Annotated in this window: 13 protein-coding genes; 8 read left to right on the forward strand and 5 right to left on the reverse strand. The window is 44.4% G+C overall.

Going from position 1 to position 15,567, the window contains the following annotated elements:
- Positions 1-23 precede the first annotated feature (23 nt).
- On the reverse strand, positions 24-1,844 hold the full coding sequence (locus QNM18_RS23950) for an assimilatory sulfite reductase (NADPH) flavoprotein subunit (RefSeq protein WP_284138630.1): 1,821 nt from the start codon (positions 1,842-1,844) through the stop codon (positions 24-26).
- Positions 1,845-2,114: 270 nt separating this feature from the next.
- On the opposite strand from QNM18_RS23950, the gene QNM18_RS23955 reads away from it, so the two are divergent.
- A complete protein-coding gene (locus QNM18_RS23955) occupies positions 2,115-3,752 on the forward strand; it encodes an endonuclease (protein ID WP_284138631.1) in 1,638 nt (545 codons plus the stop codon).
- A 157-nt stretch (positions 3,753-3,909) separates the two neighbouring features.
- Here QNM18_RS23955 and QNM18_RS23960 read toward each other — a convergent pair whose 3' ends face one another.
- Both QNM18_RS23960 and QNM18_RS23965 read right to left on the reverse strand, forming a co-directional pair.
- Positions 3,910-5,094 (reverse strand): DUF3103 family protein, encoded by a 1,185-nt coding sequence (locus QNM18_RS23960; protein ID WP_284138632.1) that lies wholly within the window; start codon positions 5,092-5,094, stop codon positions 3,910-3,912.
- Between the two features lie 430 nt (positions 5,095-5,524).
- Complete coding sequence (locus tag QNM18_RS23965; protein ID WP_211012821.1) at positions 5,525-5,905, reverse strand: hypothetical protein; 381 nt, start codon at positions 5,903-5,905, stop codon at positions 5,525-5,527.
- Between the two features lie 187 nt (positions 5,906-6,092).
- Here QNM18_RS23965 and QNM18_RS23970 point away from each other — a divergent pair, with 187 nt between their 5' ends.
- The 5 genes from QNM18_RS23970 (at position 6,093) to QNM18_RS23990 (ending at position 10,472) form a co-directional block, all read left to right on the forward strand.
- Positions 6,093-6,800 (forward strand): hypothetical protein, encoded by a 708-nt coding sequence (locus tag QNM18_RS23970; RefSeq protein ID WP_284138633.1) that lies wholly within the window; start codon positions 6,093-6,095, stop codon positions 6,798-6,800.
- A 66-nt stretch (positions 6,801-6,866) separates the two neighbouring features.
- On the forward strand, positions 6,867-7,499 hold the full coding sequence (locus QNM18_RS23975) for an endonuclease (protein WP_211012823.1): 633 nt from the start codon (positions 6,867-6,869) through the stop codon (positions 7,497-7,499).
- Positions 7,500-7,686: 187 nt separating this feature from the next.
- Positions 7,687-9,309, forward strand: a complete 1,623-nt coding sequence (locus QNM18_RS23980) for a S41 family peptidase (protein WP_284138634.1) — start codon at positions 7,687-7,689, stop codon at positions 9,307-9,309.
- The gene (locus QNM18_RS23985; protein ID WP_284138635.1) at positions 9,310-9,693 is read left to right on the forward strand and encodes a hypothetical protein; all 384 of its coding nucleotides are present in this window, start codon (positions 9,310-9,312) and stop codon (positions 9,691-9,693) included.
- Positions 9,694-9,782: 89 nt separating this feature from the next.
- A complete protein-coding gene (locus QNM18_RS23990; protein ID WP_284138636.1) occupies positions 9,783-10,472 on the forward strand; it encodes a 4'-phosphopantetheinyl transferase family protein in 690 nt (229 codons plus the stop codon).
- A 60-nt stretch (positions 10,473-10,532) separates the two neighbouring features.
- Here QNM18_RS23990 and QNM18_RS23995 read toward each other — a convergent pair whose 3' ends face one another.
- The gene (locus QNM18_RS23995) at positions 10,533-10,730 is read right to left on the reverse strand and encodes a TonB-dependent receptor (protein ID WP_284138637.1); all 198 of its coding nucleotides are present in this window, start codon (positions 10,728-10,730) and stop codon (positions 10,533-10,535) included.
- Positions 10,731-10,839: 109 nt separating this feature from the next.
- Positions 10,840-12,465 (reverse strand): cyclic peptide export ABC transporter, encoded by a 1,626-nt coding sequence (locus QNM18_RS24000; protein ID WP_284138638.1) that lies wholly within the window; start codon positions 12,463-12,465, stop codon positions 10,840-10,842.
- Between the two features lie 289 nt (positions 12,466-12,754).
- On the opposite strand from QNM18_RS24000, the gene QNM18_RS24005 reads away from it, so the two are divergent.
- Entirely contained in the window at positions 12,755-13,960 is a 1,206-nt protein-coding gene (locus tag QNM18_RS24005; protein WP_211012829.1) for an isochorismate synthase, read from the forward strand.
- Positions 13,961-13,964: 4 nt separating this feature from the next.
- Positions 13,965-15,563, forward strand: coding sequence for a (2,3-dihydroxybenzoyl)adenylate synthase (locus QNM18_RS24010; RefSeq protein WP_211012830.1), 1,599 nt, complete (start codon positions 13,965-13,967; stop codon positions 15,561-15,563).
- The last annotated feature ends 4 nt before the right edge of the window (positions 15,564-15,567 follow it).

Consider the following 15,567-nt stretch of genomic DNA (forward strand, 5'->3'; position numbering starts at 1 on the left):
GTAAAAGTGCGTGATGACGCCTATTAATAGACGTCTTTTTGATAACGGTTAGCACTACGCAACTCTTTCAAATACTGCTCGGCCTGCTCATCATCTTTACCACCATGGGTCTTAACGATGTCTAGCAGCGCCTGGTGCACATCTTTGGCCATGCGTGTAGCATCACCACACACATAGAAATGCGCACCTTTTTCTAACCAAGCAAAAACTTCTTCGCCCTTTTCACGTAAGCGGTCTTGAACGTAAATTTTTTCTGCCTGATCCCGGCTAAATGCTAAATCCACTCGGTTTAGCAATCCTGACTTCACATACCCTTGAATTTCTACTTGGTATAAGAAGTCTTGTGTAAAGTGAGGGTTACCGAAGAATAACCAGTTATCCCCTTCAGCCTCACGGGCATCACGCTCTTGTAAAAACGCTCTAAATGGCGCGATACCTGTACCTGGACCAACCATGATCACAGGTGTATTATCATCACTTGGTAAACGGAAGTTGTCATTGTGCTCACTGAACACTTTAACCTTGGTTCCTTCCTCTACGCGATGCGCTAAGAATCCAGAACACCCTCCAAAATGCTGCTCACCAAACGCCTCAAACTCAACTAAACCCACCGTGAGGTGAACTTCTTCTTCTACCTCAGATTGACTCGATGCAATAGAGTACAAACGCGCTTGTTGTTTACGGCAACACTCTACAAGTGTTTGGGCTGCAATCTCGCTCGGATTTTGTTTGATCACATCAAATATCTGACGCGCTTCCAAATACTCACGCAGTGCCGCCTTGTCTGCAACTAGCTTCGCCAAGTCCTCATTCCCAGTGGCTGTTGCATACTTCTCTACAAACCCGGGATATGACTGAGTCAGTTCGAGCTTTTCAATTAGTGCATCGCGAACACTCAAGGTGTCATTGCCCAGCGTTACTTCACTTTCTGGTGCAATATTTAATGCTTTTAATACTTCATCAACCAGCACTTCATCATTTAAGAAGTAAACCCCTAATGCATCACCTGGTTGATAACTGATGTCAGAGCCTTCAAGGTCAATCTCTATATGGCGCACATCTTTGGTTGAATCACGACCAGTGATTTTCACTGCGGTCGCAATTTCAGCTGTAAATGGGTTTTGCTTTGTATACTGGCTATGTGCAGCTTGCGGTGCGCCAAAAGGGGCACTCACTACATTCGTGGCACCACCTGCAGCTTGCTGTGCTTTAAGCTCCGGCTCAAATGCATCTAGCGCTGAAGCGATCCACGCTTCAGCCTGTTCTTCGTAATCGACATCTAAATCAGCGCGGGCAACGACACTTTCGGCACCCAGCTTCTGTAAGCGCTCTTCAAAATCAATCGCTGTTTGACAAAAGAACTCGTAGCTTGAATCACCTAAACCTAATACCGCAATTTTAACGCCGTCTAACTTAGGTGCTTTTTTACCAACTAAAAATTCATGTAAATTTTCAGCATCTTCTGGTGGCTCACCCTCACCGTATGTCGAGACCGCAACGGCAATAAATTTTTCTTTCTTTAAGTTGCCAGACTTGTAGTCCGCCATGTTAACTAGCTTGACATCTAAGCCTCGCGACTTAGCTTGTGCTTCAAGCTGCGCTGCAACACCTTTGGCATTACCCGTTTGCGAACCATATAAAATAGTCAATGGAGCAGCATCTTGCGCTGGCACAGTTGCTTGACCAAGCACGCCACCAAGCGCCGCAGTATTGGCATTTGCAGCCAAGTAACCACTCACCCAAGCTTGTTGAATTGGGTTTAGTTCTGCCACTAACCCCTGTAACTTTTGCAGTTGTTCTTGTGAAAGCGGACTTGCCGCAGCACTCAGTTGACTTAACAACATTGTCTATTCCCCGTAACCCATTTCGTTTTACTTGCTCTGGCACTTTAGTGTGCAGGTCATTTAATAGCATGCAGGATACTGTTCCTATCTCTTAACAAAAAGAACAGTATCTGCTTTGTTATTCCTTTTAGTTATGAAAAGAAAAAAACACCAACGAAAACAGATTAAAAGAAATGTTTATTTTTTGATCTAATTTTTATTAGCATTTTAATAACGGGTGTGGAGTTTTAGCGCCCGTGTTTTATCAGATCAAAATAACAAGAGAACAAAATGAAACGAAACATCAAAAACCGGGCGTATATACAAATTGCGATTTTAGCAGGTATTTACAGCTCATCAGGCCACACACAAGTTGACAATGGTAGCTTTGAACAATGGCAACAAAACACCCCAAGTAGTTGGACTACCATTGATTCAGGGATCACGACATCACCTGTTAACACCCCAGTACAGCACGGCCAAAGCGCCGCCGCTATCACCGTGAATACACCAACGCAGGGCAATACGGATATACGCCAAAGCATTGCCGTGGTTGCAGGACAAACCTATGACTTTAGCACTTGGGTTTACCATACCGAAGGCGGCGTTAAGTCACGGATATATATTGATGGTTATCACGGCTATTCCAATGCACAGCAAACAGGGCAATGGCAACAGCTGACTTATCAATACAAGGCCAGTACCTCGAAAAACATTGAAATCGGTTTACGATTTTATGATGTTACCGGATTTGATGGCAGCGAAGTTGTATACGTTGATAACTTTTCTACCGGCACAGACGTCAATCCACCACCACCTCCTCCCCCGCCACCAACAGGCTGTCAGCACAACACAGTTGCCTTTAGTTTACTGACAGACAATTATGGCAGTGAAACCAGCTGGCAGTTGGAGAACAAAGCAGGACAAGTCATCAAAAGTGGCAGTGGATACGGTAATAACCAAACGATTTCAGACACGCTGTGCTTAACAGACGATACCTATACTTTTACCATTTCAGACAGCTACGGCGATGGTATTTGTTGTTCACAGGGTAACGGACGTTATGAGTTTAGCCACAATGGTCAAATATTAATTTCAGGCGGACAATTCACCGCCCAAGAGCAAAAACAATTTACATTAGGCAACGATGGCGGCAATGGTCAAGACCCCACAGGATACTATGCTAGCGCAGCTGGACTTACTGGGCTTGCACTTAAATCCGAGCTTCATGCAATCATAAAAAACCACAACAACCAAGGCTATGGCGCGCTGTGGTCCTTTATTGATCAGCATGAACGCGACCGCTATTTTGAGCAAGATAACTCCGTACTGGATCGCTATTCTGAGAAACCCAGTAGCGCAGACACCATTAACTTTGTTGCTGTCAGTGGTCAATGCGGTAGCTACCGTGCTGAGGGAGATTGCTACAATCGCGAGCATTCATTTCCTAAAAGTTGGTTTGGCGGCAAGGTAGAGCCAATGAACTCAGATGTACACCATATTGTTGCGTCAGACGGCTTCGTCAATGCGAAACGCAATAGCTTCCCCTTTGGTGAGGTTGGCAGCGCCAGTTACACTTCTTCAAATGGCAGTAAGTTAGGCGGTGCATCAGGGATTAACTATAGCGGTACCGTATTCGAGCCCATCGATGCCTTTAAAGGTGACTTTGCCCGCATTTACTTTTACATGGCGACTCGTTATGAAAATGTCATTGCCGGGTGGCACAACAAATCAAGCTACGGTAGTGATGTGCTCAATGGTACCTCAGGGCTGGTATTTGAGCCTTGGGTAATAGCCATGCTTAAGCGCTGGCACCAGCAAGATCCTGTTGATGCCATCGAACGTGCTCGTAACCAAGCTGCTTACGAATATCAAGGTAATCGCAACCCGTTTGTCGACCACCCTGAGTTTGTCGAACAGATCTGGTAGTTAATAGAGTTGTAAAATAAAAAAGCGGCCCAATCCATTGGGCCGCATAACATACTCAGCGCAGAGTCTACGTGAGTGTTAAAGTAGGTAAGGTAACTGTATTCCTAACTGATAAATCGATTCGATCTTCCACCACCGCAGCGATTTAAAAGTGCACTTACCTAGGCTCTATCGTTAAGGGAGATAAAGTCATTTTGGCATTGTTACTGGCACCCATTAAATTTGTGTACCTACGATTTTCAAACAGTGTATAAAATACATCAACATAGTCATCGTCATTGCTAAACCAATGGCTTGGCATCGCCTTTATCAATTCATTGGTCAACTGAGGAATGATGGCATAACCCTGGACATTGGGATCTGGGATTAATCTCATTGCCTGTGTGACGATGTTTAAAAAGGTTGATGCAAGCTCTTGATAATTAGTATTGTCATCATGCTCCATAAATAAAACATCGGCCGCTTGCCAGCGGTAGCGTTCCCAATGAATTAGGATTTGATTGGGCGTGTAGTCTTGTCCATCATGGTCTAAATAAGGTAGATCAACCACATCAAGTGCAGGCTCATCTCGACTCGGATTAACCCCATTTACGACTGCATAGACTTCAGCTGCCCCAGAGATCCAAGGCTCTTTGTCGTCACTCAATCGGATGCGATTAATCACTGATGTCGAAATAGAAGCACTCGCAGGAGCTTCAGCTGTGTTAGACCATTTGTTTTCAGTCTTCGCCAAAGCCAATCCACTGTGTTGTTGAAAAGTTTTTTGCATCACGGCAATACCTTCGCGATGCACTATCTGTTTATCTAGTTCAACGATTAACACTGGGCGCTTAGGCATCTGCTGTGCATCAAGTAAATGCACTTCACCATATTGATCAAATGCTTCAACATGTACCCACTCTGTATCTTCTCCTTTTGGCGCAAATGCCACCAGTGGAGACTGCCCTTGCTGCCATGCTGCAAGCATAGCACTATCGGCCAAACGCAATTGGTAGACTTGTTGGTTGTGCTCTGTTAGCCCTTTTAATTGACGTGTCAATCGACTCGCCTGAGCACCTAACATGGATGCATCAGAAGACAAAGTAGCTTGCGCTAAATTAAGCTTATTAAAACTGTTTAATTGCTTAATCCAACTTTGCTCATTAACTGCGATATCACGTGCAACCGCTTTTGCGACCACGCGTTTAATATCTGTTACTTGGAAACTCGCAGGGTTAAACCTGTCTATTGATTGCAGTGAAGTATTGAAACTACCGCCTACTTCTGCCGGCTGCGCATTCGCTTGGCCGCTGAAAACTGAAATGGCGGCTGTCAGCGTCGCCAATTTTAGTAACTTGTTCATAACATATCCTTGAAATAATCCGTGTGTTTACGAATAAAAAACCAGTAAATCGGTGTTCATTCGCATAGCCAAGATAAAACAGCATACTAAATTTATCAAGATATTAATAATGAATTAACATAAAAATTTTCAACTTTTCTCTATCACAATGAAATATATAAATAATATGGGCGTTTCCTAGATTGTAAAACAATCACCATTTACGCAATAATCTATTTTGCTTAAATAATTAACTAGCTTGCAACATGAATAGCATATAACGAAGCAAACAAACCGCTTGCCTATAAAACAAGCAAGAATAGCTTGTTGATATCAGTTGGTAATGTCATTTGCACTAAGGAATTAAAAGGCAGGTAAAATCATGGAAGTATCATTAGGTCGTGTGCTGGCGATAAAGGGCTATATGTATCATAACCCTTTTCTTACAACCCTATTTTTCCGCGGGGTACAGTGTGATCTCTATGCCTGCACCAATCGCAGATATACGCAATAAAGTATCGACATCAATGGCTTGAGAATAACACTTTGGCGTTTCACCTGAGACAAAGCCTATGTCAAACGTACGCTTTTTACATCCTAACCACTGCTTTAGTGCAGTCTTAGAGCATGACTCTATCAACTCACATAGGTGGTTGATGGCTTTGTTGGGGCTGTTGACTTCAGTACTTGATTCAATGCGCGCCAGTTCTCGATAATCGTCTTTATCATAATGAAGTACAATCGCATTACGCTTCAGGTCCTCAACCAAAGCGGAGATATCATGTTTGGATTCTAACTCTAGGTCGACATTTAAAAATTGGATTTCTGACATTGTGAATGCGTTACCTTGCTTTATGATAGGACCGAAGGTCTCAATTGTTTATACACTGTTCACCACTAAAGTGCCACGTAACTAGCTTACGCTATTAAAGTCATACTTTTGGGTGCGACAATTTGTCACTGTGGATTTTACGCCAATTTCAATAAGCTATCAGCAATTTTGATTAAAAAACAGAGCAATGATTAAAACCGCATTAAAACCAGCCAGAAAAATACATAAATACCTTGGTTACTTACTGGCATTGCAACTCTTTGCATGGCTGCTCGGTGGACTTGTTATGAGTGCCATTCCGTTAGAAATGGTCCACGGTAAACACCTGGCTAACCGACAATTAGAGAATCCATTTAACTCAACTCATTACACAGCAAGTTTGGATCAATTAACCCAACAAGTAAGTGGACTACGCAGCATTGAGTTCAAACATTTTCTCAATACACCCTTGATCAAATTAAGTGGCGATACCGATGCCTATTTTCACGGCGTCACTGGTCAACGGTTTCAAGCGCCAGCTCAAGCTGCCATAGAGCGGCAAGCCAAAGCACATTACCTCGGTGACAGCGAAATTGCCCACGCCACACTCATGGCAACGGGACCCAGAGAAGTACAATATCGAAAAAATATTTGGCGCGTCATATTTGATGATGCCCTGAGTACCACGGTTTATTTAACCCACGACAGTGGTCATGTGATCACAGTGCGCAGTACGCTTTGGCGCATTTTTGATTTTTTCTGGATGTTACATATTATGGATTATGATGAAAGAGATGATTTTAACAACCCTCTGTTGATATCTTTTTCTGCTACCAGCGTTCTATTCTGTATATCCGGTATCATACTTCTATTTCAATCTCCGCCGTGGCGACGCCGACGAACTCAGTTTAAATAAGCTATTATTAATTACATAAATAGGATAATCTGAGGGCAGTTTCGAAGTTCACCTTAGGTGAGAGACATGCCCTTTGTCCCCGCTGTTATTCTACTGCTTTCCCTTTTTTTTAGCACACTTGCAAACGCGCAGCCATTTACGAGTTTTTATCAGGCAAAAAAGCACTTGTCTCAACAACTCAGTAGATCCGTTAAAACACTTTACTGCGGTTGTGATATAACCCGGCAAGGGAAAAAGCTGGTACCTGATCCGTCTAAATGCGGCTATCAACCGCGAAAGCCCATCACGCGAAGTGGTAAACCAAATAGTCGAGCAACCCGGATAGAGTGGGAGCATATAGTACCAGCATGGGAGTTTGGCCATCAGTTACAATGCTGGCAATCTGGCGGCAGAGCGCATTGCCGTAAAGTCAGTGCCCAGTTTCGGCGCATGGAAGCAGATATTCGAAATCTAGCGCCTGCGATAGGCGAAATAAATGGAGATCGCAGTAACTATCGTTTCGGCATGCTGCCAAACACACCATACAAACATGGCGCATGTGCGGTCAAAATTGATTTTAAACAGCGGGTTATTGAGCCACCTGTATACGCTCGGAAACAAATCGCTGAAGCGTACTTTTACATGCAAAAAACATATGGCTTAAAAATCGCCGAAAAACAGCAGAAGCTGTTCCAAGTTTGGGCTAATTTAAATCAATAAAACTGCCAAATACATGAATTTTTTCATGCCCTGTATAAAAAATGGTAACAGTGGCTAATTTGATTGTAATCTACATCAGCAATTGATAATTTGACTCTAGTATTGATTTTGGACGCACAACTGAAAGCATCACCCATTGATACAGGTCTACTCAATGAGACCATCTGGCAATGCTTAGGAATGGAATATGAGATTGAATAACAAATTGTACCTAGCACTTGGTATGGCATTTACAACTACCTTACTCGCGGGTTGCGGCGGCTCTAGTGGTGGAGCAACTAATGTGACACCGACACCAACTACGCCGGCTGTGCCAAATACAACAGCGCCAACCTGGCAAGCAGGTAGATTTGATTCATCGACTCTATTTGCCAACCGCTGTGCTGAGCCACGCAGTGGTATCGATCCATTCGAGAATGAAGCGTACCCTGATGTTGCCGGTACAGCCATGCATGAGAAAATGTGGTTGCGCTCATTCAGCCACGAAACCTACCTTTGGTATGATGAAATCATCGATAATGACCCCAATGGCTTTGCGACCGTCGCCGCTTATTTTGATCAGTTAAAAACATTTGAAACAACTGCCAGTGGTCGAGATAAAGATGAGTTTCACTTCAGTGAAAGCTACGAAGACTTCAAAAAAGAATCACAAGACGGCGTATCTGCTAGTTTTGGTATTAACTGGACTATACCGCAAGCACGTATGGCCTATGTCGGATATATCGATGACAATACGCCAGCCGCCGATGCTGGAGTACAACGAGGTGACAGATTACTCAAAGTCGGCGATATTGACTTTGCGACCTTTAATAGCCGAGATACTGCGCAATACAACCAAGTTCTCACAGCCTTTATACCGCAAAAAGATCAAACCGTAACATTGACGTTGCTAGGTCGTGATGGACAAGAAAAGATCGTATCATTGACCGCAAAAGATTTGGCCCTTGTTCCTGTCAAAAATAGTCAAGTCTTCGAGTTCGAAGGCAAGCAGATCGGCTACGTACAATTTAATCAGTTTGTCGCCAGTGGGCAGGCCGATTTGATTGCGGCATTTAATCAATTTAGCCAAGGTAACGTCGACGAGCTGGTACTCGATATGCGTTACAACGGTGGTGGGCTGGTATTCCAAGCATCTCAGCTCAGTTATATGATTGCCGGAAGCCAATCTAACAATCGTACCTATTCAGTTAAAACACATAATGACAAGCAGAGCAGTAAAAACGAACCGCTCGGATTTGTAAATCAATCGATAAACTGGACTACGCTTGAATACAATGATGATCAACTGCCCTCTGCACAGATGAATCGAGTATATATGTTGACCACAAGTGATACAGCTTCAGCCAGTGAAAGCGTCATCAATGCATTGCGTGGAATAGACGTAGAAGTCATCTTGATTGGTGGCAATACTCGTGGAAAACCATATGGCTTTTTACCTGAGCAAAACTGTGGCACTGTGTACTATACAATTCAAACCAAATCTGCCAATGAAAAGGGGTTTGGTGACTATGAAGACGGGTTTATCGTCACGCCTCAAGCAAACATCATTGGTGAAATTGGCTTAGATGCCAACGTACCAGGCTGTGTGCTCAGCGATGACTTCAGTAAAGAGCTAGGTGACAAAACAGAAGGACTATTTGCAGGTGCATTGCACCATATATCTACTGGCACCTGCCCAGCCAATAGTGTTGCACGACAAGCCCGCGCTGCTCAGACCTTAATGGATACTGGTAATGTCGCACCATTCGATTTGCCTTTCCAGCCTTTAAAACATGGGGCGGTATACACCACTATCACACAAGGTAATTAAATGACCTTTAAGCAAAGCATTTGCACTCTGGCGGCACTCCTTTTGAGTGCCTGCCAGAGCCACAGCCAACCGCAGAGCCAACTCGCTCTGCTGCAAACTGTGACACCCTCGATTGTCGCTGAGATAGGTTCTGCTGTCGTAGCATTAAAAGGGGGGACAGCCCCGACCCTTGCACACAACGTATTTACTCAATCACCTCAGCTAATTTTAACGCAAGGCCAGTCAAATGGCGGGATGGAAAATACGGCCTTATCAGCACTGCCCATTAGTACCTTTGAACTACAGCTACGCTCAAATACCTGTGTGCTCTATTACCCAAAAGCCAATAAATTTGTGCCGCTGCACTACGCCACCTGTACACCCTATAAAGATACCAGTAAATAAGAAACAATTTAGGGATGCCACTTAATTACCTAACTTGCATCCATAAAAGGGATAGGACACACTAGGGCGGTTCAGCCAAGGAGTCATATATGCACATCACCCCCGTGTCACCATTTCAGCCGCAACTACCTTACATCTATCGCAGTATGGCATTCCGTCCAGATGTATACCAAGACAGCGATTTTGCGTATTTTAATCAGCCTCTACCAAGCAAACTACAGCGTGCAGTGGCAAAGCGAAAAGCCGAATACCTAGCGGGTCGCGTTTGTGCCGCACAGGCCATGCAACAGTTAGGATTACCCCATCACGTAGTGCAAACTGGCGACGACCGCGCGCCAATTTGGCCACAAGGTATTCGGGGCGCTATCACACACAGTAAAGGTATTGCGATGGCAGTAGTTACTGATAATTCAAACGTATTAGGTCTGGGTATCGACATAGAACATTTGATGTCAGACAGGCAAGAATTGGAATTGCGTAGTCAAATTTTAAGAGAGGACGAAGCCGACGCGTTCGAGTCCCTTGGTCAATCTCATCATAGGCCATTGACACTGGTTTTTTCAGCAAAAGAAAGCATATACAAAGCACTCTATGGACAAGTACAAAAGTTCTTTGGCTTTGACGCCGCCAAGTTAATTGGACATGACTCGCAGCAGTTGCACTTCACGCTGACAGCTGACTTACACCCTGATTTAACCAAGGGTACAAAAGTCAGTGTTTTTTACCAATACAATGATGAAATGGTACTTACTGAGTGTATGCACCAGCAAGCTTCTTAACTCCAAATACAAAAAACGATGCCAAGGGCATCGTTTTTTATTTACGTGGTATTGCGTCCTTTAGAAACTATATTCTAACTGCAATGCCACTTCTCGCTCCTGATCCAGCTCTACATAGTTCCAACGACGGCTGCCTTTTGAATTGAGATAGTCTTTGTCCAATAAGTTGTTCACACTCAAGAACACACCCCAGTTTTCAGGTTGATAGCCAACTCGAGCGTTCACAATAGTGCGGCTTGGGATCTCAAGATAGTCCAATACTCTCTGTTCATGGGGTTCAAGGTATCAGGTGCGGTGCGTGATATTAAATTTTGAAAGTAACAATATGATCGCGCCTGCGATCATATTGTTGAATTAGATGAAAAAATTAAATGGCAAGCTGGTTTGCGAGCCCATTTTTGCGCTCGGTTAGACAACCATTTTCCATTCGTAGTAAACGATCCGCCAGATGGAAGTATTTATCATCATGGGTGATCACAAACACGGTTTTCCCCTTTGCACTCAACTCAGGTAATAGCTCCGTATAAAAGACATCTTTGAATACTGGGTCTTGATCTGCGGCCCATTCATCAAAGATATAAAACGGTCTATCCTCTAGATAAGTCACCACCAATGCCAACCGTTTGCGTTGTCCCTGAGAAAGCTTTTGAGTGGTAAACGCACCATCTTTAATCGCCACTTTATGATGCAAATTGAGTTTTTTGATCAATGCATTACCTTTTTCCTGTAGCACTTTATCTTGACAGTCAAGCAACCTATCAAATAGGTGGAAATCACTGAACACCGCACTGAATAACTGACGATAACTGTCAAGGTGTGCCGCGGTAATGTGTTCACCGTCCACATATAAATCACCTTCCTTAGCCGGATACAGTCCACACAACAGCTTAGCAAATGTAGTTTTTCCGCTACCATTACCGCCGACTAAATAAATGATCTCGCCCTGTTTAAGGGTTAACTCAATGGGTGTGAGCGCAAATACTTCGTCACTTTGCTCATGATAATAACCATGGCTCAGCGCTTTTAGTTCAATACGTTCAAACTCAGTCCTTTGCGCCTGAGGTTGCTGTGCAATCAAGCGCATTTGAGAGGTCATTTCTGTGATCGTATTGGCTGATGCCTTTGCTGCTGCGGCCTTTGGAATAGCCGCCAACATCACTTCAAGTGGCGTAAGCATATACAAAAATAAAAGTGCAAAACCAGACATCACTTTCGTCGTATCTGCACCTTGACCGGATAGAAAATACAATGCGCCACCAATGAAGGCAAAAATACTAAACCCCCCCCAAGAGGCAGCATAGTGATAAATGGTTGCACCTTGTACGCGACGGGTACGTAGCAAAGTAATCGTATCACCAATGACTTGTTCAACAAAAATACGGCGCTTGGATTTATGTAATTTCAGTTCTTTAGCACCATCGTATATAGCATCAAATTGATCGTATAAAGAGTCTTGAACTTTGGCCGCTTCTGTCACCTTTTTAAATGCCGTGGCGTTGGCCAAACTATACCCCACAGAGCCTACCAATAAAGTCAGTACCGCAAAAATAAACACTCGCCAGTCCAGCCAAGCCATATATGCAAAGCTGCCAAGTACTATCATTGCATTGGTCAAGATCCCCGGTAGGCGTTGAAAAAACTCAGACACTCGCAGACTGTGCTCAGTTAAACAAGATTTAATTTTTCCAGCCCCTTGAGCTTCGACATCATCAAACTCAGCATTAACAACATGTTCAGCGACTTGACTACGCACAGTTGCCTGACTTTGCTCAGTTAGCTGTTCAGCAAAAACTTTTGAGCATAACTGCAAAATGACACCTGAAACTGCCAACACGGCAAAATAAGTAAATTGCTCAGACCGCGCATCTGGCGAACTGTTAATGATTTCATTGATCAGTGCAACTAAGGCCACACTGGCTAGGCCAAATAAGGTACTAGTGATGGCTGTTGCAAGAAATCGCCACCATGTGGCGCGGATTAGATTAGCGAGCACGTTACTTCTCTTTTTGTTAATTCAAATTTAGGACTAGATATAGGACGAGAATGCCCACAAAAAATTCACTATTTAAAATGCAAGCAGATGTCTTTCTGAGCCGAGTCACACCACCGACACCTAGCCAGTAATAGTTCATCGAGCTCCGTATTCCCCCGCTTTGCAACTGAGTTAAAAATATCATTGCATAGAACACTAAATCTTTTCGTGATTGACACGTCTTTAACACACATTCACGGCTGACCGACGATTTGGCAGCAGTTAAGTGACAACGCAAAAAGGTTAAATTATGCATGCTGGCGAAATATCTAACTTAGCGCAGGCTCAGTCTTTAGGTGAGTTTCTATTAGATCAAGATTGTCTTTTCGTGTCTGGTGACAGCTGTTTATTGGGGCAAGGGGTCAAACACAGGTTTAAATTGCCCATTGCCAATACTGACTACCTAGTGAGCGAGCTGCAAACACAGTTGCGCAATCACCAAGGAGAAAATGACAATACCATCGCCTTTGGTGTACTGCCTTTTTGCAAATATGAAATGGCGCAATTTATCATCCCTGAGCAGGTCGCTCGGTGGGACAAAAAGGTCTTTAGTCAGTGGCTCAATACCCAAATCACAGAGGGAAGCCATACCGAAAACCCGCTCAAAGCAGTTAACTACTTACAAGACAGAGTACATTTTGAGCATACAGTGCAGCAAGCCAAAGAGCTGTTCGACAAAGCGCTGCTAGACAAAATCGTACTCAGCAAGCAGGTGGAGCTAGAGTTTGAACACGCAATCAATCGCAAGCATGTGCTAAATCAACTACTCACGCAGAGTCAGTCGGGGTATCACTTCGCATTTCCGACCGAAAGCGAGTCTGTATTAATGGGCGTTAGCCCCGAATTATTGCTGCGAAAAGAAGGTGAAACAGTCACCAGTAACCCGTTAGCGGGGTCGATCCCAAGAGATCCCTGTAGCAAGGTTGAGGCGCAGCACCGTGCGGCATTATTCAGTTCAAAAAAAGACAGATACGAACATGCCGTAGTGATTGACGATATGCGTCAACTGCTCGAACCTGTATGCGACAACCTCGCCATTCCTGCTGAGCCATCACTATTACATACCGCCACCATGTGGCATCTGTCTACTGTGATCTCAGGTCACTTGAAAGATCCGAGCACCCATATTTTGGCATTGGCCAATCAACTTCACCCGACACCGGCATTATGCGGCAAACCAACCAAGCCTGCATATCAACATATCTTGGATCTGGAAGGCCATGGCCGCGATCTATTTTCCGGGATCATCGGCTGGTGTGATCAACAAGGCAACGGTGAGTGGGTAGTCGTGATCCGATGTGGAGAACTCAAAGCACACGTTGCTAAGTTATTTGCCGGTGCGGGGATCGTCGCCGCTTCAGACCCCAGCTCTGAATGGTTAGAAACCGAAGCCAAACTCAAAACCATGCTGAACGCACTCTCAGTCCAGCAAGCTTATACTCAGTTTAATAAGTAACATTATGCGTATCGAATATACTCCTTGGCCAGCAGAGCTGGCCGAACAATACCGCGCCAAGGGCTATTGGCAAGATAAACCTCTGACGAGCATTTTGTCTGAGCAACTCAATACCAATAGCCAAGGCATTGCCGTCGCTGATGGGCAACGTCAGCTGAGCTATGCTGAGCTAAATACTTATAGTGACAACCTTGCTGGTTACCTCAACCAACAAGGCCTGCAACAAGGCGACACCGCCATTGTGCAATTGCCAAACTGCCTCGAGTTTTACATCACTTATTTTGCTCTGTTAAAGCTGGGCGTCGCACCTGTTTGTGCACTATTCAACCATCAGCGCACTGAACTGCAAAGTTACTGTGAGATCTTGCAACCCAAAGCCATGATCGTTTCTTCCGCGCACGCTTTATTCACGGATGAACAATTTACTCAAGCGTTGTTTAATCGCTTCGGCTGTTTAAACAACATCATCATAGATCACAGTAAAGGCAATAGTGAATTAAAACAGGGCTATCTCAATAAACACGCTTTTACAGCACCAGATCTCAACCCTGAAGAAGTCGCTTTTTTTCAACTTTCAGGCGGCAGTACAGGTACACCCAAACTGATCCCGCGTACACATAACGACTACCTCTATTCAGTGGTTGCAAGTAAAGACATCTGTGAACTCGATGGTGATACACGCTACTTGTGTGCCCTGCCTGCACCTCATAACTTCCCTTTGAGTTCACCAGGCGCACTGGGCGTATTTATTGCGGGTGGTACCGTGATCTTAGCCAGTGATCCCAGTCCTGCGGTGTGTTTTGGCCTAATTGAGCACTATGCCATTACTCATACGGCACTTGTGCCGCCAGCGCTGCAATTGTGGTTACAGCATGCGCCTGCTAGTCAACATGATCTAAATAGCTTGCAAGTGATCCAAGTAGGCGGTGCAAAGCTCAGCCGCAGTGTTGCTGAGCAGGTGACACCGGTTTTAGGCTGTCAGTTACAGCAAGTTTTTGGCATGGCCGAGGGCCTCGTTAATTACACCCGCTACAACGATGATCCCGAGCTAATTCTCACGACACAAGGCCGACCTATCAGCGAACTTGATGAGATTAAAATTGTTGATGAACACGGACAAGAGGTTGCACAAGGAGAGTCAGGCCGCCTAATGACGCGTGGTCCCTATACTTTCCGAGGTTATTATAAGTCGCCAACTCACAACGCCTCAGCATTCGACGATGCAGGATTTTACAGCTCAGGTGACATTGTTAAGCAATTGCCCTCAGGGCATTTAGTCGTTGAGGGACGAGATAAAGATCAAATTAACCGCGGTGGTGAGAAGATCGCCGCTGAAGAAGTTGAGAACCATTTACTTGGCCACGAACACATTCAACAAGTCGCAATTGTCTCTATGCCTGATGACACATTAGGTGAAAAGAGTTGTGCATTTGTCGTGGCAGATCAGGATATTAAACTGACTACCCTGATCTTACGAAAATACCTACGTCAGCTTGGTATTGCCGACTATAAAGTGCCCGATAAATTTAAATTTGTAACCCAACTACCGTTAACTGCCGTAGGCAAAGTCGATAAAAAAGCCTTGCGTGCCACGTTCGAATAACAGA

It is taken from the genome of Pseudoalteromonas obscura (genome assembly GCF_030135505.1).
Lineage (GTDB): Bacteria > Pseudomonadota > Gammaproteobacteria > Enterobacterales > Alteromonadaceae > Pseudoalteromonas > Pseudoalteromonas obscura.